The organism is Mesorhizobium sp. B2-5-4, from assembly GCF_006441095.1.
GTDB classification, from domain to species: domain Bacteria; phylum Pseudomonadota; class Alphaproteobacteria; order Rhizobiales; family Rhizobiaceae; genus Mesorhizobium; species Mesorhizobium salmacidum.
Window position 1 is genome coordinate 14,591 of record NZ_VFUR01000023.1, and the last position, 21,215, is coordinate 35,805.

Consider the following 21,215-nt stretch of genomic DNA (forward strand, 5'->3'; position numbering starts at 1 on the left):
AAGGTCTGCTTCCGATTCAAAAACGGGCGCTTCTCGACAAGGCGCGTAGGGCATGAAATCTTTCGCTAGGTATTTGCGTGACGCGGGACTAGCATCCACTTGGGAGGTGGCGATGACCAATGTCTCGATCCGCCGGGCTGATTTCATGGTGGTCCTCGCCTATGCTTCGGACCTCGCCACCGGCCATTCGCGCTATTTCGCGCTGAAGTCCTGCGTGCTCGCTATGCGGATCGCGGATCTTGCTGGTGTTTCCGAGCTGGACCGGCGCAATGCCTACCACCAGTACAGCAGGCGGCAGACGCGCTCACCGCGCTTCTGCAACGCGTCCCAGCGCTTGTCGTTGACCATATCGAGATCGAGCCTGTCGGCTGCCCCGACCGCGGCGTTGATATCTTGGCGCATGTGGTCGTTGCTGATCGCCGGCATACGCTCGTCTGCGAGGTCAAGTCGAGCGGCCAGCCGCGCTACGTTCGTATGGGGTTGCTCCAACTGCGCAACTTCGCTGCCCATTTCGATGGGAGCGCAGTACCGATCTTCGTCGCGCCGTACCTCTCTCCAGAGGCTCAGTCGTTGTGTAGGGACTACCAGGTCGGATTTCTTGATCTGGCGGGCAACGCCAGTATTGTCTTTGACAGCATCTTCATAGAGCGGCATGTCGAAAGCAAGCCAAGCGCGGAACGGAGGGAACTCAAATCCCTTTTCAAACCCAAATCTGCGCAGGTGCTGCGCGCGTTGTTGCGAGATCCGGACAGGCCGTGGCGCGTTGCTGAACTCGCCGAAGCTTCGGCGGTCAGCCTCGGTCATGTCAGTAACGTCCGTAGCGCCCTTATCGACCGGGAATGGGCAAAAGCATCTTCCGATGGCCTGGCGCTGATCGAGCCCGATGCATTACTCGACGCTTGGCGCGAAGCTTATGAGCCGCCCGCCGGGAGGCGCTTGCGCTTCGTCGCTCACAGACATGGTCCGCGCGCTTGGTCTCAACATCAGGCCCGCCACCACCGGTGACGCGGCCCATGCGGACGTGGTGATCCTGGCGATTCCCTTTGGTGCCATTCGGCCGTTCGTCGAGGACGCGGATGCCGCGGGTGCAAATTGGGATAACCGCCTGGTGATCGACGCGAGCAACGCGATCGACTTTCCGTCGTTCAAGCCTGCCGACCTGGGCGGCCGGCTCTCAACCGAGATCGTCGCGGAGGCGTTTCCTGGCGCCCGGGTGGTAAAGGCCTTCAATACGGTCCCGGCCGCAAAACTGGAAGCGCCGCCAGCACAGGCGGGCGGACGACGCGTTGTGGCGCTGTCTGGCGATGACGGCAGCGCCAGGTCCCAAGTTGCCGCTCTCATCGAGCGACTCGGCTATGCGGCGCTTGACCTCGGCACCCTGCGGCAGGCCAGCCATCTGCAGCAGTTTGGCGGCACCCTCGTGGCTCAGGACCTGATCAAGCTGGCCTAATCTGGCCGCGCACCGAATAACGCCATTGGCAGCAACGGTGAAAGCCGCTGCCGCGAGAGTGAAGCTTCCGGCAGGAGCACGTCATGTTGAATGATTTCGATGGCAAGGTGGTTTTGGTCACTGGGGCCGGGTCGGGGATAGGTCGGGAGGCCGCCTTGGCGTTCGCCGCTCGCCGCGCCCTTGTCTGCGGCGGGGACGTCAATGAGCAGGGCCTCGCGGAAACCCAGGCTCTCGTCGAAAAGGCGGGCGGTAAAGCGCAGGTCGCTCGGGTCGACGTCTCGTCGGAGGAGGACGTCGCGGTATTTCTCTCGCGCATCGCCACTGAGGCGGGTCGGTTGGACGCCGCCTTCAACAACGCCGGGATCACAGGCGGCGCGCATCGGATCGAAGACTATCCGACGGATGATTTCGACAGAGTCTTGCGCACCAACCTGCGCAGCGTCTTTCTCTGCATGAAGCATGAGCTTCCGCTTCTGAAGCGCGGCGGCGGTGGTGTGATCTGCAACACGGCCTCCGTAGCGGCACTGACTGGCCCAGGCGGGATGTGTGCCTATGCGGCGTCGAAACATGGCGTTCATGGGCTGACGCGGGTCGCGGCGATGGAGAACGCCGCACACGGGATTCGAGTGAACGCCTTGGCGCCGGGGTGGACCGAGACCCCAATGGTCGTAACGGCAAGCGCCCAAAATCCGTCTTTTGCGGCACAGACGACGAACGCCATTCCCGCCAAACGAGGCGCTAAGCCGAGTGAAATTGCGCAGGCCGCCGTTTGGCTCTGCTCAGACGCATCAAGCTATGTGTTCGGGCAAATGCTGGTTGTCGACGGAGGCATGACCATCGGCGGCTTCGAGTTTTGAGCGGAGACCGCTTGACTGCCCCGTCAATCCCTACTGACGCATACTCCTGTCGGAACGGCGAGCCGAGGAAACTGAGGCGTTCCACCGTTGCTATGGCACCAATCTGCCAGCAAAACGAACTGCGTCCTACTCTTCCTTCGCGGCAAGGCGATCTGGCCGATGCTCCGCGCCCGATGATCGCCGCTAACGCGGAATTTTACGATCCCGATAGTCTACCATGCCAGCATGGTAGAGGACTCCATCTCTGAACTCACCATCGGCTGTGAAGCCGGTGTCATCCCAATAATCGATGTGGTTGCCACGGACCTCGTATCGGCCCTGGTAAGCACTTTCTCGACGGCCGCGCGCTTCGTCATAGCGACCGTTCTGGAGCAGGTTGTGGCGAATTTGGCCGTCTGCGGTGATCCATAGACCGACATAAGCATGCATTCTGTCGGGTGCGGAGGTTGACGTATATGGGCTATTCATCTGAGCAAATCCTTTGCAGTCGATGATCAGCGTATTTGGTTGGCTGCAAGGCGTAGCGACGAGCTTATGGCAATTGCCGCCACTTCGTCATGCGGTCGCTTAGATCAAGCAGGCCGCCGTCGACCATGAAACTGCCGTCACCGCGGTGATGTAGCATCCGGCGTTCTGTCCGGGTTTCGTCAATCCAGATCCGTTTCGCCTCGAGGATGAACAGGTTGTGGGTATCGACAAGGCTCGCGTTGGCGACCCGGCATTCGATGTTGGCTAGGCAGTCAGCGACCAACGGGGGCTTCACCTCCTTTGCCGGGCGCGTCTTCAGCCCGAAACGCTGAAACTTGTCTACGGAATCGCCAGAGCAATTGCCGATGTCGACGACGGTCTCGGCCAGATCGATTGTTGGAATGGCGATGACGCATTCACCGGTTTCTTTCAACGCCCGCTGGCTGTAGTCCCAGGGCCCGACGACGCAGCCGATCAGCGGTGGCGCATGCTGGATCATCATGTGGAAACCCATGGTCATCACATTCGGCTTGCCCTTATAGCTCGTCGTTACCAGAACAATCGGACCCGGTTCGAGTAGGTGATAGGCCTGAGAAGCAGGTATCTCTTTCATCGTAAGCTCCTTTTCGAGGATGCCTCTCCGTGTGCGGGCGGAGAGGCAGAAAGATTTTCTGATTTCAATTACCAACCTTGTTCAACCGGCAGAACGAAAAGCTCCGCAACATTCACGTGAGCGGGGGCCTGCGCGGCAAAAACGATGGTGTCGCCGATGTCCGAGCCCTGCAGGAACGTCATCTGCTTGCCGAGATCGTCCATCTGCTGCCGATAACCGGCATCGGTGATGTGGTCGTAAAGCTCGGTGGCGACGGCGCCTGGCTGGATGCAGGTGACCCGGATGTTGTGCTTCTGGCCGACTTCCATGCGAAGGCCGTCGGACAAGGCGGCAACGGCATGCTTTGTCGCACAATAGACCGCCAGGCCCTTGAAGACCTTGCGACCAGCGATCGAGGACATGTTGAAGATATGGCCGGAATGCTGCTTGACCATCCGGGGCAGCACGGCGGCCGTGACGTTCAGCAGGCCCTTCACATTGACATCGACCATGCGGTGCCATTCGTTGGTCTTGAGTTGATCGAGGTCGGAAAGCGGCATCAACCCTGCATTGTTGACGAGAATGTCGATGGAGCCATAGGCGTGGGCCAGCTTCTTCACGCCAGCCTCGACTGCGGCAACATCAACCACATCCATCGCGATCACCAGGGCCTCACCGCCCTTCGAGGCGATTTCGCTCTTGAGAGCTTCGAGCTTGTCGGTGCGCCGTGCTGCGATACCGACCCTGGCGCCGGCCTTGGCAAGCTTCAGGGCAGTGGCGGCGCCGATGCCGCTCGATGCACCGGTGACCAGTGCGACTTTTCCAGAAATGTTCGTCATTGTTCAACTCCTTGTTGGGCCCGTGCGGGGTCGTTGGAACAAGGACGAACTTAGTTGGAGTGGTCGGCGCCTTCTCACGGCAACCTGCGCGAACTGTCGGGATTTTGCTCTATTGTGGTCGGGGAAAGTCTCAGTCACGGCGATAGGCCCGGGGCGATACCCCCGTTTCGCGGCGGAAGATCTGGGCGAAGTGACTGGGGCTGGAGTAGCCGACGGCCATTGCAACCCCGATGATGCTGGTATCGGTCTCCTGTAGCAATCTCTGCGCTCTGGCGACGCGCAGGCGGATGAACTGATGAGATGGCGAAAGTCCCGTCGCCTTCTTGAACAAGCGGCTGAAGTGGAACTTGCTCATACCAACGCCTCGCGCCACCTGGGCCAGATCAAACGGCTCCTGCAGGTGCGCCTCCATGAACGCAATTGCCCTGCGCAGTTTCGCACCTGGAAGAGCGTTTTGCCGGCGCCCTCTGTTTTCCCATGACGTGTAGTGCCGGACCAAATGAACAGCCAGACTTTGCGCCAATCCCTGGATGAAAAGTGCGCTGCCCGCCCCTTCCGCAGTCAACTCGCGGTGAATGAGCGCCAGCAGGTGAGATAGTTGCTCGTCCCGGCCGCCGGAGATGTCACGCAGGCCCAGCGTAGCTTTGCCTGAAACCTCCTCCGCCACTCGTTCAAACAATGGAACCGAGAGGTAGAGATGCATGACCTGAAACGGTTCGTCGCCGTTGGCAACCCAGCGCAGTTCATATGGCGTCGCGGAGCGCGTGAGGAAGAAATCCCCGACGGCTACCCGGTTGGCAATCCATTCGCCTCCCAGATCGCGCTCCTCGACCAGCGCTTCCCCTGACATCACCCACACGATCAGCGGTTCAGCAACCGCCGGAACCAGGAACGGCTCTTGTATCGTGAGACGAGAGAAGACCTGCACGAACATGTCTGTCCACGCTGGACCATCGCCACTGATCAGCGTGCGACCGGCAATGTACTTCTCATGGCTCTGCGGGGATGTGCGATCGGGAGGTGTATCAAGGCTTCTTGTCGTCTTCGAAGGCCATCTCACCAGTTTGTAATCCAGCTTACCACACGGTTGCAGCGCCATTTCACTGAGTCCGCAAGAGCGCTGTAGAATAAGAAATTTTGCCACTGCTGCAATTATCGCTTTTGCGCGATTTCTATCGCACTGCTGTGTCACAACCACCATCGTCATTCCACCAACCGCTAACTCCTTCATGACTTCGACAGCCTCGCCAACCAACTCCGGGTCGAGTCCATTCGTAGGTTCGTCCAAGAGCACCCTTTCCGTGGTCCTGGTCGGCGTCAGCGATAATCGAAAAGAACGCCGCACGGGCGATGTCTTTCTTTGACGCGTCCGGGTGTTCCTTCCTTGCGCCTTCAATAGGAGCCAGCGCGCGTTCCGGCTGGATCGGCTTTTTTTATAAGGGGGGAAGCGCTTCGCCGTAACGGCGTCAACCCGCCGGCCCGCAATGCCCTCAGAAACGGAGAAGCCTTGCCGACAGTTCAGTTTTCTTTCAAATCTTCGGCTTCGTCCTTGAGCCTAGTCCAGTCGGCACCATGCTTTCGCAACAATGCGCGCGCCTGTTTCGGCGTGACGTCGGCAATTTCCGTCAGGTGCTCTACCTCCAGCTCTTGCCCCTTCACCACGCGGCTCGCCTCTTTCTTTTCTTCTTTGGTAGCCATCACTGTGTGTCCTTCTCTTGCATCATCGGATGAACGAGGACCGGAAAGTGTGGTTCCGGCTGGCGCATTGGGGCCTGTCGCCTCGGTCGGGACGTCCGGTCAATACCTTGCCATCGACATCGCCGGCACGCCGATCTTCGCCATCCGGGGCCGGGACGGGACCTTGCGCGGATTTAAGAACGTCTGCCGCCACCGGGGGGCGAAACTTCTGGCCGATGGCGCGGGCAAATGTGGGCTGATCGTTTGTCCCTATCACAAATGGTCCTTTGCCGACACCGGCCGGCTGGTGCAGGCCCCATGGTATGGCAAGGATCCCGCGATCATCGCCGAAGACTGGCCGCTGGAGCCGGTGCAGTTGTCCGAATCGCGGGCTGCTCTTCGCGGCACTCGACCCGAAGGAAAGTCTTTTGGATCAACTTGGCTCTCTGCCCGCCGAACTGGCGGACGAGCCGTTGGAGACCTATGCCGCCACCGATCAGGCCACTGTCAGCTTTGCGGCGAACTGGAAGATCTACACCGACAATTTCGTCGAAGGCTACCACATCCCTGGCACGCATCCCTCGTTCTACGCTGCCATCGACTTCGAAGCTTTCCAGACCACCGCCCATCCCGGTTATGTCCGGATGACCGCACCGCCGAAAGACGGTCTGTTCTATCGCGGGAATGGCTTTGGATGTGGCCGAACTGGACGCTGTCGCTTTTCGATGGCGGCATGAACGTTAGCCGGATCAATCCGACCTCACCGCTTCACACAGACCAGCATTACCATTTCTACTTTGCCGATATCGCTGCTGAAGCATCCGAGAGCAGGGCGAAATCTGTGCAAGGCACTCTGGCCGTGGTACGCGAGGACTACGCCATCTCGCGCCGATACGCATCGCAACTATGCCGCAGGGGCCTATAGCTCCGGCCCGCTCTCGGGGCGGCATGAGCGGGGAGTGCAGTATTTCCAGGAACGGGTCGCTGCGGCACTGGGCTGTGAGCGCCCCTGGCGTCCTTGTCCGCCGCATAGTGCTCTGGCTCGGCGCCTGCACAAGAGCCCCCCGCCAGCCGAGGGTATAGGGCGGGCACGGTAAGACGAGTTACGAGCGTCGCGGCAATCGGAGCTCGCTCAATGCGGAGAGCAGATCGGCGAACGCGGCTTTGACGACCAAGTTTAGCGGGCGCTCTTACCGGCCGGACCCTTGACGGCTGGAACGGGGCCGCTAGCGGATCGACGGCTTTCGAATGAGAGCATAGAAAGCCGATCGTCCCCGCCTGTTGACGTTCATTTGGTAAGCGGTCATCGCCAAGTAAGCGACTTTAGCGATCAGCTTGGTGCGCGATCCCTCTCAGAAATATCTGAAAGCGCTGGCGAATGTCTTGCTTGCGCTGGTCTCTTGCGTCGTCGCCCTGCTGTCGCCTTCTGGGCAACAGTGCTCCAAAGGCGATATCCATCAGCATGCCCGCACACAGCACGACATCATCCATCTCGATCGCGCCACGATCACGCTCGGCCTCCAGCCATTCGATCAGGTCTTCGCGCGTCCGGAGTATCTTTTGCTGGTAAAGATAGTCCGACAGTTCAGGAAACAGAACGGACTGGTGCAAAATGAGGTTCAATAGCGCTTCCCGTTCCTGGTCGCGTCCGCGGTCCATATCAAGGCGGAACACCTTCACAAGTTTGTCAATCATCGGAAGGTCATCGTCGGGTGGGCGTGGCAGATCGAGCAGCAGATGCCGGTACTTCAACACGACCGCCCCGAACAGTTCGGTCTTGCTCGCGAAATGCTCATAGAGGGATCGTTTCGAGACGCTGGCCCTGGCCGCGACCATCTCGGTGGTCGTTCCGGCAAAGCCCTTTTCTAGAAAAACCTTATAGGCCGCGTCGATGACGAGAGCTCGACGCGCCTGTGGCGCGATCGTCAGTGGGCGCCCTCGTCTCTTATGCGTTGGAAGCTGCTCGATCCGTTCGCTCAAAAAAGCCACTCCTCATTGAACCGTCGAACGTCCGCCACAATTATGGTACTTAACAGTACCATAAATTGCACTTTTGTCCAGACGAAGGAACAGCGCCTGTCATGCATACTCTGCCCAGACTCAACGGCCGATACTGGCTCGCGCTGGTGCTGGCCAGTACGTTCGGAACCAACACCGGTGACCTTATGTCAGACGGCCTTGGCCTTGGGCATGTGGCCGGGCTTCCCTGGATTATTGGGGCTCTGGTTCTGGTATTTATAGCCGAACGTGCCAGTCCCTGGAAAACAGCGCTCTTCTTCTGGGCCGCAATTATCATAATTCGCACCGGCGCGACGAACATCGGAGACGCATTCCATGATTACAAGATCGATTTCTCGATTTCGCTTCCCGTTGTCCTAGTTTGCTACGTTGTGAGCGTGCTGCTTTATCGAACCTATTGGCTACGTTCGGGGTCTGCGTCATTAGGCGTCAACCCGATATACTGGATCACCATGGTTCTGGCGGGCGTGTTGGGGACGATCGGCGGAGACGCGGCATCTTTTAGACTCGGTCTTACGCCAGTTGGTACCGCGATCGTGTTCTTTGCCCTGGTCGCGCTTGTAACGACCCTTTGGAGGCAGGACGGCAAGCTGAGCGAGCCGATACCCTATTGGACGACCCTGGCCCTTATCCGCACCGGCGGCACCGGCGCTGGCGATGCCCTCGCCCACAAGATTGGTCTAGTCCCCAGCACGTTGCTGACGGGAGCCGTTTTCGTGGGAATACTTATCTATTTCTATGCCATCGAAACCGACAACTCGGCCCGCGTTTCCCAGGACGCCACAGCCTTACATTGTGAGGACACTCCATGACCAACGTATCGAGACGAGATTTTGTGGCAATCGGCACGACCTTGGCTGCAGCCGCCTCCGTAGCGACGCTCGGAGTCAAGGAGGCCCATGCAGAGAATGGAAACGGCTTTTCGGCTGCTGCGCCAGACGATGCGGTGAGCTCGGATGGTCATAGAGGTCCCGGCCTGCAGGACATTTATGCGCTCTGCGAAGTCACTGGTGGTGGCGAGAAGGCTTACGGAATTGCAGTTGAGTATGACGTCGATATCGATCCCGCCAGTTTAGCGACTGACACATACGGCGCGGCCGTCTTCCCGGCTGCCGAAGGATTTTTCCCGGGAATGCCGCAGGAACCCGACAAGAACGCTATGACCGGCCCCGCCAAGCCACGGGCGATCGCCACCATCTATACCAACGCCGAGCCTGCGCTGCGTCCCGACCAAAAGAGCGTTGCCGGCCGGTACGTTATCACCGAATTCGAGCATGACCCCGACCTCAGCCTTCCAACCGCAGACAGCGACAAGGTCGCGCTGACACAGGACAAGAGCGTCAGAGCGGCAAGCGGCTCGGTCTACGCCGCAACCGGAACCGTATGGACCAATGCCGGCCGGCGCGGAAACAGGGTCGTCATTCGCGGTGTGGACGCCTGGGAACAGAACCACTGGTGGTGGGACGATACGCGTTCCGCCTGGCTCGAATACAGTATCTACCTGCCAAAGTCGTTCCTCGAGAAAGGCGGCGAAAACAAAGCCTACCCTCTCCTCCTCGCGATCACCCATTCGGGAACCAGCTACGACGGTACTTGCGCTCAGACATTGGCTGAACAATGCATCGCCAGCATCTGGAGCTTGCCGGAAGAGCAAGACAAACATGAGTGCGTGATTATCACCCCGCGCTATGAGCGCACCACGATGAACGATTATTGGGAGCACACGTACGACGTTGAAAATGCGTATCGGCTGGTCGATTCGTTGCTCAGCAACACCTGGAATTATGGCAACCCGAATCTAGACGATCGGAGGGACAAGGTCCTGAAGATCGATCCCAAAAGGGTTTACTGCACGGGGTGGTCAATGGGCGCCATGACTTCCCTGTGGCTGATGGCAAAACATCCAGAAACTTTTGCAGCGGGACTCATCATCGCCGGCCAGCAGCGACCCAGCGATGTTGTCACCCTTGCCAAGCAGAAGGTCCTGATCATCACGGGCACCGACGACAATAAGGCGACACCCTGGAATGAGAAGTGCGTGCCAGTGTGGGAAAAAGCCGGAGCCAAGGTAACCCGGCCTGCCGAGCAGTTCGACCCAACGCTCATATTCCCACTAAATAACCAGAAAGCGCTGACCAATCAGATCGACGGCTACCTATCGGAAGACGGCAACATCACATTTCTGACTTTCAAAGGCGTCGACCACATGGGTTCCGCGCGGAAGTTTTTCTACATCAACGCCGCGAGGGATTGGCTCTTCAAGGAGGTGAAGGCGTAAGCTTGCTTCGCAACGCAAAGGCCGAGCCGAATGGGGAACTCATTCATGCAGATGGGTTCAATGTCCGCATTCGAACGCCCGTTCTTGGTTTCCGAACGTCTGAAATGGAGGCGCAAAGCTGGGTTGCAGCGGAAGTCCGTTGCGGGGCCGACTGACAGGCCAGCACGGGATTTTGACTCGCCAAACCATCTCCAATTGCTATCGTGCGGCCGCGCACGAGGAATGACTTTCGCCCTCGTGGGGCACGAGGGAAAACATGGCGAAACACGGACTGTCAGCACTCGATGCGGATATTCTGAGGACGACCTTTCAAAAATCGCTCTTGGAAGAAAACATCCCGGAGAGCGAGTGGCGAAAATACGCTGAGGAACTTGTCCGGGTATATACCGGCTCTCCGATCGTAGATCCCCGATTGTTGGACTGGATCGTAGGCAAATAGCACGGGGAAAGCCTCGGCGCTTACGGCCCGTCTTGGCGGGCACCGCGGCACCACCGCGCCGCGTGGCCAACAGTGGGAAGGCTGAGCGGACGTCCATCCAGACCTTGAGTTTGGGCGCTACCTTGCTCTCACTTGACGGGGTGCGGAACTTGAGCTCCGAGATCACCAACCTCAATTGCCTCGTTCAGGACAGCGACAGTGAACTGGCTGGCTTCAACGCCTGCTCCAGCATTCACAAACTCTGCCTCAATTGCTTCGCCGCCGTCTGTGAAAAGGCAGGCGGCACCGGCCGGGGAGCTGGGCAACTTCCTAGCCGAGGTGCAACGGCTGTCGGCCATAACGTTCCGGGGCGGAAGCTGATGCTGGAGCGGCTGCTTTAGCCGTCCGGCCCGGTTCCTCTCGGCGTCCAGTAGTTCCTCCTCGGTTATCAGGCCGTTCATAAACAGCTTGAGCAGATGGGACGCGATGCGCTGGGCCTGCTGCGATTCAAGGGGAGTGCCGTTCTCGTTGCATACAATGCGGCACACGCGAGAGAGCATGTCGATCTCGCACGGCTCCAAGCACTGACCGGGGTACAACATAGCCTTTCCTCCTCGAAAGCTACGAAACCCGGACAGTGCGACAGGGGTGTGAATTCCGCAATTGATTTTGACGTGATCGGGTGTGCTGTCAGGCGCGCGTGTGCACTCGGGAAATGTGGTGAGTTGACTCTTCTAATAGAGGACATCCCTCCCATTTTAGGAGCTAGCTTCTAATGCCTGCCCGTACAAAGGCTTCCCCCCACAGCCCCTCGACCGCCTTGATGCGAACGATCCGCTTTCGGCATGCCCGCTAGAAAGCCGCATCTTGCCTTCAAGGAGCAGCACCGCTCTGAGCTCAGGACGAGATTTGGTTAGTACAAAACCGATCGATATTGTTGGACATTCAGGGGTCAATTCATCGGCACGAAACATTGGGAGGACGGAGGTGACCAATTCCACCGGGAGTTCTTTGGGCGTCGCTGTCATTACCGGAGCATCCTCTGGAATCGGCAAAGCTTTTGCCGAGCGCCTGGCCAGCGACGGCTACGATGCTCGCCAACTTCATGGGCTTTGTCAAACTTGCCGCTATCGCTATCTGGCTCAGGTAGTTAAATCGTCACTACGCCCTTGGCGTAAACGTTTTGGGTGAGCGTGTTTCCCACTGCTGGCGGTGCTTCTCGTTTTTCCAATCGCTTTCATGCTGCGCAATGTAGTCGCGGGCGAAAGTTTCAAAGGTGTCGCCCGAAGTGCTTTTCGATCGGTTCGCGGTTGCCTCGCGCATTGCAAGGGGATCGATCCCGGCTTTCACTTTGTCGCGATACTCGATTGCGACCATTTCCAGTTCTTTCAGCTTGCGTTCGCTGATCGGGTCGGAATGCGGTTCGAGTCATCACGCGGCACTTGGCGTTGACGGTGTAGCGGATAACCATGACGCCGCTCCGTTCTTGGCGAGCGCGAAGCACAAGCCGTTGCCGTGCGACCAAAGGTTGGGTTTGCCTGCCTTGACGCGGTTGCGGAGTTCGCGGTTGAGAGTGTCGATTTTGGTTGCCATTGCGGAGTGGTCCTTTGGTTAGTTGGCCAGTGCCGTGCTAACCAATAGGAGTCCGACAGATCAATTGAATAGCTACGACAAAATCTAGCGATATCAACGGGTTGGCTACTAGCGACTAATCACGACTAGACCAACTTAAGGTCACACCCTCCGTGCCGGCACGATTGAGCGCAAGGCTAGGCTCTTGGGCGAAGAGTTCGGCGAGGAAATCGGCGAAGACCCGGACTTTGCTAGCGAGGAAGCGGCCCGCTGGCCGCACGGCTGTGATTGATAATGGCCTCGGCGCATAGTCCGTCAGGATTTCGCGCACTGCGCCTGATGCTATCTCTGCTCCGAACAACCAACCGGGAGCATGAGCGATTCCGATGCCGGACAGGACGGCGGCTCGTATTTGTTCCGCATCGTTGGTGCGGAAGGCGCACTTGGGATTATGCATGACGGGACCAAAGCGATCCCGGAACCCCCATACGCGGGACGAACCCTGCGGCGCGTATATGATACAGGAATGCTGTTCCAGTTCGGCCGGTATTGCCGGCTCGCCGTGAGCCTCGAGATAAGCGGGGGTCGCCACGGTTACGACCGGCGTCTGCGCGATCCTCTTGGCAATCAAACTGGAGTCGGAGAGGTCGCCGTTGTGCACGGCGAGGTCGATACCGTTTTCGATCAGATTCATCATCCGGTCAGCCACGACCAATTCCACCGACACGTCGGGATAGCGGGCGAAAAACTGCTCAAGCCGCGGCACGACGTAGATGCGACCAAAGACCGGGACAACCGTGGCGCGGACCAGCCCCGACGGTGCCACCCGACCCCGGCCCACCCGCGATTCAGCGGCTTCGAGGTCGCCCAGCAGCCGAACGCCGGATTCGTAGAAGTCGCGGCCGGCCTCGGTGAGCGTGAGGCTGCGTGAGGTGCGCTGCAGCAGCTGCGCACCTAGGTGCGCCTCGAGCGCTGCAACTTGCTTGCTGACGGCCGGCTGGCCGACGCCGAGCGAGCGGGCTACGGCCGAAAAGCTGCCACTCTCGACTACCCGAACGAAGAGCCTGATCGCCTCCATCCGATCCAAATGCACCTCCACCATTCCAATTTGGGAATTGTTCCTATTCCATTCACCGTTCTACCCCTCCTTCAAGGGATGGGCTAGCTTCTCCATATCAGGTTGAAGGCAGCCCGAGCAACTCGATGAAGGAGAATGAAAATGACCAAGATTGCTGAAAATCAGCAGGGCGACACGGAAGCTCTGATTGCGATCGTGAAGGAGATGGCGGCTTCCATGACGGGCGAACAAAGCACGCGGCACTGGGCGGACGACGCGCTGTGGTTCGACATCCCGCCGTTTGCCTCGCGCGGCATCCAGCCGGCAATGAAGATGTTCGATCGCGTCTTCAAAGGGTTTAAGTCGTGCGGCATCAATATCCTGCAAGAAGACGTCACCGTCAGCGGAGATATGGGCGTGGTCTGCACCATCCAGGAAGTCAACATCGTCCTCAAGAACGGTGACGCCAAGCACGCGCTCGTCCGCCAGACGGACTGCTTCAAGCGGCGCGGCGGCAGCTGGAAGCTGTTCCATGAGCACGCCTCGGTTCCCTCGGGTGGCGAGTGGGACGGCAAGATCGTGACGGCCTAAGCTCGCGGCGACGGGCCGGCGGCCCTCGGGCCGCACCACTCGCCCCCTCAATCTCATGACACTCGTCTCATCCTCTCTAGCGATACTGAATCAAGACTTCAAATCGCCAGCAGCTCCGAGTTCAAGGACATCCGGCAGTGCCCGGCCGGTGGCATTGCCGCGGGTAGATAGATATTCAACTCGGGGAATTCTGCTCATGCGAGTGTTCGCGCGACGAAATTGCGCACGACCGGCGATGTCTCCTGGCGCCGATGCACCAGAGCTACCGCGTCGATCGGGGCGTCAGCCGCGATCGGTCGATACGCGATCCCCGCAACCTGTAGGCGACTCATCGATGCCGGCACGATCGACACGCCGAGTTCCGCAGCCACGAGCACGACGACCGAGCCAATCACCGGCGCCACCTCGCCGATCACCGGCTCGAACCCAGCCTTGCGGGAAGCGCCAATGATGCTGTCATAGAATGTCGGACCGAACCAGCGCGGCACCAGCAGAAACGTTTCCTTGCTCAACGTTGCAAGGTCGACCTCTTGCTGCGCGGCGGCATGGTGGCTGGCGGGTAGCGCAACGAGCATTGGCTCCTCGGAAAGAACGTGGAGATGGAATGCCTCGATTCCGGCGACGTTGGGCCGCAGGAACGCGGCGTCCAGCGACCCGTCCTGTAGTCCTGTAATAGTTCAAACTATGGATGCAAATCACACCTGCCAGAATGGCTTTTGAAGTTCCGCCTCGACGGCAGCCAGGGTGAGACCGACGTCGTCGATCCGCTGAGGCCCATCTTGCGCCAGTCGCTTCAGCTCCTCGCGATAGTACATGCGCTCGCGCCAGACCGCGACCAGGCCGCGCAAGGCGATGAGTCTCGCCCAGACCGATGTCGGTCCAGTCGTCCACGTCGGCTGTTCGCTCCAGAAAGACTGGTAGAACCTTGAGGTAAGAAAAAGCTGCGCGCTCATTTGGCTCGTCCTTTGTTGGTGCTGCTAAAATCGATGACGCTACTTTGGCGGATGCGCGGACCTGCGTACTAAAGCGTGGCCGAAACTGTTCCGAAAAATTCCGAAACGTCTAATATGGCGGGATGCAACGGGTTCACCTCGCCTTTGGTCCCTTCGTGCTCGACCCTGAGAGGGGGACCCTCCTGCGGCAGGAGATACCGATCTCCATCGGGCATCGCGGCATCACGCTGCTCGCCACGCTTGCGGCCCGGCCCGGCGACATCCTGACCAAGGCCGAGCTGATGGAAGCTGCTTGGCCGGGCCTGGCGGTCGAGGAAAGCAATCTCACCGTCCAGATTGCGACGCTGAGGAAGGCGCTCGGCCCTACCGACCAAGGTGGCGACTGGATCGCCACCGTGCCTCGCGTCGGCTACCGCTTCACCGCGCCTGTCGAGCGCGTGGAAGGTTCAGTGCAGAGACCGATCGCGCCGTCCGGCAAACCCACCATCGCCGTGCTGCCCTTTGCCAATTTGAGCGGCGATCAGGACCAACAATATCTGAGCGACGGCATCACCGAAGATATCATCACCGAACTGGCGCGATACCGGTCGCTCGTGTTGATCGCGCGCAATTCATCTTTTCAGTTTCGTGGGCCAGCGCTGGACCCCGCGGAAGTCCACCGGCAACTCGGCGCGCGCTACCTCGTCGAGGGCAGCGTGCGACGGCTCGGGGACCGCATCCGGATCACGGCGCAACTGATCGACGGCGCCAGCGGCTTCCATTTGTGGGCTCAACGCTACGACAGGGCGCTTGAGGACATCTTTTCGGTTCAGGAGGAGGTGGCGGCCCTCGTGGCTTCAACCGTCCAAGGCGCTGCCGAGGCAGATGCGACTAGCCGCTCGCGGCGAACCCCGCCGGCCGATTGGGCCGCCTACGACTACTACTTGCAGGGTCGCGCGCACTACCATCAGTATGAAATGGACAAGGGCGAATCCATGTTCGCCCGGAGCGCCGAACTCGATCCGGCTTTTGCTCAAGGTCATGCCTATCTGGCGCAGTGCCTGGTTGCGCGATTCTGGTACGACCGCGATCCTCGCACGCTGCAAAGTGCCTTGCAGTCTGCGCGCACAGCGCTCCTGCTCGACCGGAATGACGGCATCTGCAACCAGAGCATGGGTCTCGTGCTTGTACATATGCGCCAGCATGGGGATGCCGGACTGCATTTCCAGCAGGCCCGCACGCTCAATCCGCACGACGTCAACATTGCCGGAGACTATGCAAGCTGGCTCAACTACGGCGGCCAGCCTCAGCAGTCCTTGGCAGTCCTCGAAAGGGCCATACTGCTCGACCCGTTGCCCCCGGTCTGGTTCTGGGAGGTGAAGGGCAGCGCGTTCTTCCTGCTCGGCCGATATGCCGAGGCCATCGACGCTTATCGGAAGGCCGGCGACCAGTTCTTCATCCATGCCTTTCTTGCGGCGGCCTACGCACATCTGGGCGAGATGGAAAACGCGCGTGTCGCAGTCGAGGCCACACTGAGCCGGCAACCGGACCTCTCGCTTGGCTACCTTGCCCACCTTCCCTTCGCAGACCCGTCATCCTTCGAGCTCTTCCTCTCCGGCTTCAGAAAGGCCGGCTTTTTGTAGGATCCAGTCGGTCCGAGAACTCATCGCTGCATGTGGGTGCATGTGAGCAGTAAGAACACGATGGCGATGATCATCGACATGACAACCTGCCATACTGTAGGAACCTGACATGCGGGGTCATTGCTGGATCAGGCCCATCGTCGTGCAACGCACTCATGTTACCTTCGGCAGACCGTCCGATTTCGAGCGAAAGTAAAGTTGCCCAACGTCCGACAAGAGGGCCCATTGCGATCCGGCACGTTGGGGGGCCGGCAAGAGAATGTCGGCTTCTGGCACCCCATAGGCCCTTAGCAGCCATTAAGGTCCGGGGTCAACGATCGGCTGAACCATGTCCGCGCCCGAATAAGCGTTTGTACTCGCGGCTGAATTGCGATGCGCGCTCATACCCACCGAAAATCCGACCGTAGGTTGATCGGCCCAGGGGCGCGTTAGGCGCCCACGCGCGAGCGGCGACCAGGGAATGGCTCCCACTCCTTCCGCAGACACAGCGGCAGCATCTCCCGCTCCTCCTCACGGTTGAACAGGTGGTAAAGGTTCAGGACCCGGCGGGCCGCAAGCGGTGAGCTATGGGGTTTGTGTTTCGGGGTGTGGCAGCAATGCGAGCGCAGGCTGCATGCCAAAGGTCGGCAGGGCTGCTGCAGGCAGGCGTAGTACCTTTCTAAGCGAGTCTTACCCAAACCATCGCAGCCGACCGGTATAACGCCAACTATTGGCTGTTGGAAGTGAGTCATTCTTAAGATTTATAAGGTATGATTTTGCCGTGAACGAAACAACAGAAACTAACTCGAATGATTCGGATGTGACGCCCTTCCGTTTCGGCAGGGGCGCGGCGGTGCTGCGCAATTTCGTAGAAAACGCAACGATCCCGACGTTCCTTTTCAATACTGACGGAGTGATAGTCTACGCCAATCGGGCCGGAAGCCATGTGCTTGGGTACACGGCCGGCGAGTGTGTCGGTATCCATTTCACGACAATTGTCCATCCCGACAACATGGCGACGGCGCGCACGCAGACCGAAGATTTGATTGCCGGAAAGATCCAGGGTTATCAGGCAGAGCGACGGTACATCCGCAAGGACGGCGAGACCATTTGGGCGCTGACTTCCGTGACCCTGATGCATGGCGACGAGGACCAGGTTCGTTACCTCTCTGTGCAGGCAGTGGATATCGACCGCAGAAAACGCGCTGAGGCAGCGCTGTCGGAAAGCGAGCGTCGCCTGCAAGTGGCGCTGGGCGCCTCGCAAATAGGGGTGTTCGAGGGCGACCTGGCAACTGGCGAGCTGTTTTGGGACGACAGGACGCAGGACATTTTTGGCATTCCGCGAAAGCGGAAATCCCTTCGCGCCGCCGACTGGGAGAATGCCCTATATCCCGAAGATGCTGCAAAGACCCTTGAAGCGATGTCACGCGCCATTGAGGAGAAGGGTACCTTCAACGCGAAATTCCGGATCGTAAGGGCCGACGGTGAAATCCGCACTCTTAGGTCCCGCGCAACTTACTTTCAGGACGACGGCGCAACGCCAAAATTCATCGGCGCAAATTGGGACATCACCGACGAAGTTGCCTTGGAAGAGAGGCTCACGACGGCAAAGGCGCTTGCCGAGGCTCGCAACGTAGAACTGGAAGCCGCTAAGGCGCGGATCGAAACCCAGGCCCTCCATGATGCGCTGACCGGGCTCCCCAACCGGCGCTATCTCGACCAAATCTTGAACCAGTACCGCAACCGGTCGCGACTTCCAGGCGATAGCTTGGCATTGCTCCACATCGATCTGGACCGCTTCAAGCAGATTAACGACACACTGGGACACGCGGCCGGCGATGCCATGCTGGTTCACGTTGCCCGGCTTTTAAATGCTAAGGTCGCAGGGCAGCATTTCGTCGCGCGCGTCGGTGGCGACGAATTCGTCATAGCCTGTTTCAATGATGCAGACGCCCAAGGCCTCGCCGATCTTGCCGATCAGATCATCGCCGAGATCCGACAGCCGGTACCATACGAGGGGCACTTTTGCCGCTTGGGCGCAAGCATAGGGATTGCCCTCGAGACGGGCGCGGACATCGACACGCCTCGCGAGTTGATAAACGCCGACATCGCGCTCTATCGGGCCAAGGGCCGCGGCCGCAACCGCCATGAATTCTTTTCAAAGGCGCTGCAAAGTGAAATTGAAACGACCAAGCATATGGCCGATGAAATTCTCAGCGGCATCGAGCGGGGTGAATTCCACCCCTATTATCAGCCGCTCCTCAACGCAACATCCCTCGACATCATCGGGGTGGAAGCGCTTGTGCGCTGGCAGCACCCCAAAGAGGGCATCCTCAGTCCGATCCGCTTCCTGCGGATCGCCGAGGATCTCAATGTCTTGGCTGCGATCGATCGCAGCATCCTGCAGCAAGCGTTGCTCGACCTCGACCAATGGCAGTCGCAAGGCATTGCAGTGCCCTCGGTTTCGGTCAATGTCTCGTTCCGACGCCTTAGCGATGACCGCCTAATTCCTAGCCTTCGCGAACTCAATATCAGGCCGGGCGCGATTTCTTTCGAGCTGCTCGAGTCAATTTTCCTCGACGACTTAGACGATGGGGTCGCATGGAATATCGATGCAATCAGGGAGATGGGTATAGGCATCGACATAGACGATTTTGGCACCGGCCATACATCCATCGTCAGCCTGCTGAAGCTCAAGCCGCGCCACCTCAAGATCGATCGCCAGCTCATCGAACCCATCGTACACAGGCCCGAACAGCGACGTGTGGTTGCGTCCATCATCGACATAGGACGGTCTCTTGGGATCAAAGTCGTCGCCGAGGGCGTCGAGACGATCGAGCAAGCCCGGATTCTGCGAGAATTGGGCTGCGACATTCTGCAGGGGTTCGCTTTCGCCCGGCCGATGCCTGCCGATCAACTGGTGGGCTGGATTGCAGGGGAAAAATGGCGAAAAGCCTCGTAGCCCGGTCCGTAGGTGCCGGGTGGGTGGGACTGCAAGTCGCGCAGGGTCGGCTGGATGTTAGCCCTCGTGGCGCAACCACGACCTTCAGCGTGGTGGCCGGCGATGTCTGCTTACAAGGGGCGAAGCTTATCTCAACGGCCGACCTGGAGGCGCTTTGCGGTGGTTGGCTGCTCACGAATGCAGGTCTACCGAATCCTCAATGGACATAAGCCAGCAGGGATTGGGCCGCAGGCCATCTGATCGCGAAATCCCTACGATTGCGTCGCTATGGGACAAGCAGCGGCGAGTCCTCATCGCTCATAAGTGCACGGTGAGCTGCGGCTAATTCTTGACGCAATCATTCCGAACCCGCCTCATCCTGTTCGACGGGAAGTCCGCAGCTGCGGGTGCGCTCGATCACTCGGTCTTGGACCGAAGCGGCTTCGTAGTGTCGAATGGGTTGATGAGTGGTCGCCTAATGAAGGACGTTGTTTCTTCCCGTTAGGATCAAGGGCATGGTGCTCTCTTCCCACGTCGGATTGCCGTGCTATCCATCCCCAAATCCCGCTTAGGGCATGTTCGCGTCGAACTCAACGATAATTCCGGCGTCGCTAGCGCTTCTGGCTATGTGATCGGCCAGTTCCCAATCCGTTAACTCGCAAAGCGGGAGCACCTCTCTCACGGCATGGAGGACCTCCGATATGGAAACGCTCGGATGGTCGACATTATCAATAAGGTAGCGGACGATTGCTTGGCGAGCGGCCGATGTAGGCGTGACGCCAAGCGGAGACATTTGAAGCCTATGGATGCAGCCGCTGTTCGGAACCATCGACCGTTATGGTGTCAAACGCGACGGGCACATTATGAATGATGCATGCCGCTGCCAATATTTCCTCCAAGTCGTGGTCGGTGGCCTTGCAGGCTGGCATCAGTGTTCGGATGGCGCGGATGGCCTGTGCGATGGAAAGAAACCGGGCTCTGCCTCTGGAAAGGACATAGGCCTCGGCGGCTCTGTCAATCGTAATGGTGTGGAAAGCCTTGGTCATCGAGAATTCCTCTCTGGACCCAAACCGAGGCCATCTACTGCCAATAGTTCGCGATCTTCAAGGCTCTGTCTGTTTCCGACCATTCAGCGGGACGCCACGCCGAAGTGACGTTGCTCCTCGTCGCCATATGCGCCATTTGTGAGTTTTATCATTCCAACGCGGTCGATAATGGTGATCTCGCCGCGCTTAGCATGAACCATCCCCCGATATTCGAGCATTTGGAGGGCGGTGGTAACGCCCGGGCGCCGAGCGCCGAGGATGGTCGCCAGAAATTCGTGCGTCAGGTAAATGATATCTCCTTCAGCGCGATCGTTGACCATCAGCAACCAGCGGGCGAGCCGTTCCTCGATTTTGGAATGGCCATTGACCAACGCCGTTCGCGACGACTGGATCAGGAATGCGTGGGCGTAGCGTAGCAGCGACGGGCGAAGGGTCTGGCTCTCGGCAATCGCGATGCGCAGATGTTCAACCGGCAGGCACCAGCCGTTGCTGGCGACGGATATAGGTTTCATTGGGAGATCGGTCCTGGCCGAGAACGACCGCTATCCCCGTCATGCCGTCGCGGCCGATGATGCCGACTTCGCTTTGCCGCCCTCCGGTCATGGCGGCGACAACCGACGCGATGCCCGTCTCGGGAAAATAGACATGCTCGATCGGCTGATAGGCGATCTCCAGCCCGGCCTTGATGGCCAGTTCGACGTGATGCATCGATGGCCGCAAAAGCGCGAAATCCTCGGGCGTGAGGGTATTCAAGACATGGTTGCGAAAGCTGGATTGAGGCATGGCTCTTCTCCCTATCGGGCAAGAGCACGTACCCTCTCACTGTCGGCAGCATCCGGGCAAATCGGCGACCGAT

Annotated in this window: 23 protein-coding genes and 1 pseudogene; 8 read left to right on the forward strand and 16 right to left on the reverse strand. The window is 59.2% G+C overall.

The window, feature by feature from the left end; translation table 11 throughout:
- Positions 1–273 precede the first annotated feature (273 nt).
- Positions 274–804 (reverse strand): hypothetical protein, encoded by a 531-nt coding sequence (locus FJ492_RS28855; RefSeq protein ID WP_181166741.1) that lies wholly within the window; start codon positions 802–804, stop codon positions 274–276.
- Positions 805–883: 79 nt separating this feature from the next.
- Between FJ492_RS28855 and FJ492_RS23895 the strand changes: the two genes are divergently transcribed.
- Entirely contained in the window at positions 884–1,450 is a 567-nt protein-coding gene (locus FJ492_RS23895; protein WP_140772592.1) for an NAD(P)-binding domain-containing protein, read from the forward strand.
- A gap of 83 nt (positions 1,451–1,533) precedes the next feature.
- A complete protein-coding gene (locus tag FJ492_RS23900; protein ID WP_140772594.1) occupies positions 1,534–2,307 on the forward strand; it encodes an SDR family NAD(P)-dependent oxidoreductase in 774 nt (257 codons plus the stop codon).
- A gap of 183 nt (positions 2,308–2,490) precedes the next feature.
- Here the strand turns inward: FJ492_RS23900 and FJ492_RS23905 are convergent, their stop codons facing one another.
- From FJ492_RS23905 to FJ492_RS23925, 5 genes are all read right to left on the reverse strand, one after another.
- Positions 2,491–2,775, reverse strand: coding sequence for an Atu4866 domain-containing protein (locus FJ492_RS23905; protein ID WP_140772596.1), 285 nt, complete (start codon positions 2,773–2,775; stop codon positions 2,491–2,493).
- A 64-nt stretch (positions 2,776–2,839) separates the two neighbouring features.
- Positions 2,840–3,388, reverse strand: coding sequence for a flavin reductase family protein (locus FJ492_RS23910; RefSeq protein ID WP_140772598.1), 549 nt, complete (start codon positions 3,386–3,388; stop codon positions 2,840–2,842).
- A gap of 68 nt (positions 3,389–3,456) precedes the next feature.
- Positions 3,457–4,206: an SDR family oxidoreductase gene (locus tag FJ492_RS23915; protein WP_140772600.1), complete on the reverse strand. Its 750-nt coding sequence runs from the start codon at positions 4,204–4,206 to the stop codon at positions 3,457–3,459.
- A gap of 130 nt (positions 4,207–4,336) precedes the next feature.
- Positions 4,337–5,494 carry a helix-turn-helix domain-containing protein gene (locus tag FJ492_RS23920; RefSeq protein WP_281406454.1) on the reverse strand — a complete coding sequence of 386 codons (1,158 nt, stop codon included), beginning with the start codon at positions 5,492–5,494 and terminating at the stop codon, positions 4,337–4,339.
- Positions 5,495–5,724: 230 nt separating this feature from the next.
- The gene (locus tag FJ492_RS23925) at positions 5,725–5,904 is read right to left on the reverse strand and encodes a hypothetical protein (protein WP_140714358.1); all 180 of its coding nucleotides are present in this window, start codon (positions 5,902–5,904) and stop codon (positions 5,725–5,727) included.
- A 302-nt stretch (positions 5,905–6,206) separates the two neighbouring features.
- Here FJ492_RS23925 and FJ492_RS23935 point away from each other — a divergent pair, with 302 nt between their 5' ends.
- Entirely contained in the window at positions 6,207–6,620 is a 414-nt protein-coding gene (locus FJ492_RS23935; protein ID WP_140752311.1) for an SRPBCC family protein, read from the forward strand.
- Between the two features lie 586 nt (positions 6,621–7,206).
- Here FJ492_RS23935 and FJ492_RS23945 read toward each other — a convergent pair.
- Positions 7,207–7,863, reverse strand: coding sequence for a TetR/AcrR family transcriptional regulator (locus FJ492_RS23945; RefSeq protein ID WP_181166118.1), 657 nt, complete (start codon positions 7,861–7,863; stop codon positions 7,207–7,209).
- Positions 7,864–7,964: 101 nt separating this feature from the next.
- On the opposite strand from FJ492_RS23945, the gene FJ492_RS23950 reads away from it, so the two are divergent.
- Entirely contained in the window at positions 7,965–8,714 is a 750-nt protein-coding gene (locus FJ492_RS23950; RefSeq protein ID WP_140714350.1) for a hypothetical protein, read from the forward strand.
- Positions 8,711–10,180: a prolyl oligopeptidase family serine peptidase gene (locus FJ492_RS23955; RefSeq protein WP_140772602.1), complete on the forward strand. Its 1,470-nt coding sequence runs from the start codon at positions 8,711–8,713 to the stop codon at positions 10,178–10,180. Before FJ492_RS23950 ends, FJ492_RS23955 begins: the two co-directional genes overlap by 4 nt.
- Before the next feature lie 567 nt (positions 10,181–10,747).
- On the opposite strand, the gene FJ492_RS28860 is transcribed toward FJ492_RS23955, so the two are convergent.
- From FJ492_RS28860 to FJ492_RS23975, 3 genes are all read right to left on the reverse strand, one after another.
- Positions 10,748–11,158: a hypothetical protein gene (locus FJ492_RS28860; RefSeq protein WP_181166119.1), complete on the reverse strand. Its 411-nt coding sequence runs from the start codon at positions 11,156–11,158 to the stop codon at positions 10,748–10,750.
- Between the two features lie 601 nt (positions 11,159–11,759).
- Positions 11,760–11,975: a hypothetical protein gene (locus FJ492_RS23970; RefSeq protein ID WP_140752317.1), complete on the reverse strand. Its 216-nt coding sequence runs from the start codon at positions 11,973–11,975 to the stop codon at positions 11,760–11,762.
- A 331-nt stretch (positions 11,976–12,306) separates the two neighbouring features.
- Positions 12,307–13,248, reverse strand: coding sequence for a LysR family transcriptional regulator (locus FJ492_RS23975; protein ID WP_246676110.1), 942 nt, complete (start codon positions 13,246–13,248; stop codon positions 12,307–12,309).
- Between the two features lie 141 nt (positions 13,249–13,389).
- Here FJ492_RS23975 and FJ492_RS23980 point away from each other — a divergent pair, with 141 nt between their 5' ends.
- Complete coding sequence (locus tag FJ492_RS23980; RefSeq protein WP_181166195.1) at positions 13,390–13,818, forward strand: nuclear transport factor 2 family protein; 429 nt, start codon at positions 13,390–13,392, stop codon at positions 13,816–13,818.
- A gap of 194 nt (positions 13,819–14,012) precedes the next feature.
- On the opposite strand, the gene FJ492_RS23985 is transcribed toward FJ492_RS23980, so the two are convergent.
- Both FJ492_RS23985 and FJ492_RS29315 read right to left on the reverse strand, forming a co-directional pair.
- On the reverse strand, positions 14,013–14,492 hold the full coding sequence (locus FJ492_RS23985; RefSeq protein ID WP_140772607.1) for a LysR substrate-binding domain-containing protein: 480 nt from the start codon (positions 14,490–14,492) through the stop codon (positions 14,013–14,015).
- 21 nt (positions 14,493–14,513) lie between these two features.
- Complete coding sequence (locus FJ492_RS29315) at positions 14,514–14,771, reverse strand: hypothetical protein (RefSeq protein ID WP_140772609.1); 258 nt, start codon at positions 14,769–14,771, stop codon at positions 14,514–14,516.
- A gap of 122 nt (positions 14,772–14,893) precedes the next feature.
- On the opposite strand from FJ492_RS29315, the gene FJ492_RS23995 reads away from it, so the two are divergent.
- Complete coding sequence (locus FJ492_RS23995; protein ID WP_140751633.1) at positions 14,894–16,393, forward strand: winged helix-turn-helix domain-containing tetratricopeptide repeat protein; 1,500 nt, start codon at positions 14,894–14,896, stop codon at positions 16,391–16,393.
- A gap of 411 nt (positions 16,394–16,804) precedes the next feature.
- Here FJ492_RS23995 and FJ492_RS24000 read toward each other — a convergent pair.
- A pseudogene (locus FJ492_RS24000) lies at positions 16,805–16,932 on the reverse strand (aldo/keto reductase); the annotation flags it as partial.
- A 221-nt stretch (positions 16,933–17,153) separates the two neighbouring features.
- Here FJ492_RS24000 and FJ492_RS24005 point away from each other — a divergent pair.
- Positions 17,154–19,334, forward strand: a complete 2,181-nt coding sequence (locus FJ492_RS24005) for an EAL domain-containing protein (protein ID WP_246676101.1) — start codon at positions 17,154–17,156, stop codon at positions 19,332–19,334.
- Positions 19,335–20,113: 779 nt separating this feature from the next.
- Here FJ492_RS24005 and FJ492_RS24015 read toward each other — a convergent pair.
- The 3 genes from FJ492_RS24015 to FJ492_RS29325 form a co-directional block, all read right to left on the reverse strand.
- Positions 20,114–20,359, reverse strand: a complete 246-nt coding sequence (locus tag FJ492_RS24015) for a hypothetical protein (protein ID WP_140751629.1) — start codon at positions 20,357–20,359, stop codon at positions 20,114–20,116.
- A gap of 83 nt (positions 20,360–20,442) precedes the next feature.
- Entirely contained in the window at positions 20,443–20,871 is a 429-nt protein-coding gene (locus FJ492_RS29320) for a Crp/Fnr family transcriptional regulator (RefSeq protein WP_246676102.1), read from the reverse strand.
- Positions 20,825–21,142, reverse strand: coding sequence for a hypothetical protein (locus tag FJ492_RS29325; protein ID WP_246676103.1), 318 nt, complete (start codon positions 21,140–21,142; stop codon positions 20,825–20,827). The genes FJ492_RS29320 and FJ492_RS29325 overlap by 47 nt, the downstream gene beginning before the upstream one ends.
- Between the last annotated feature and the right edge of the window lie 73 nt (positions 21,143–21,215).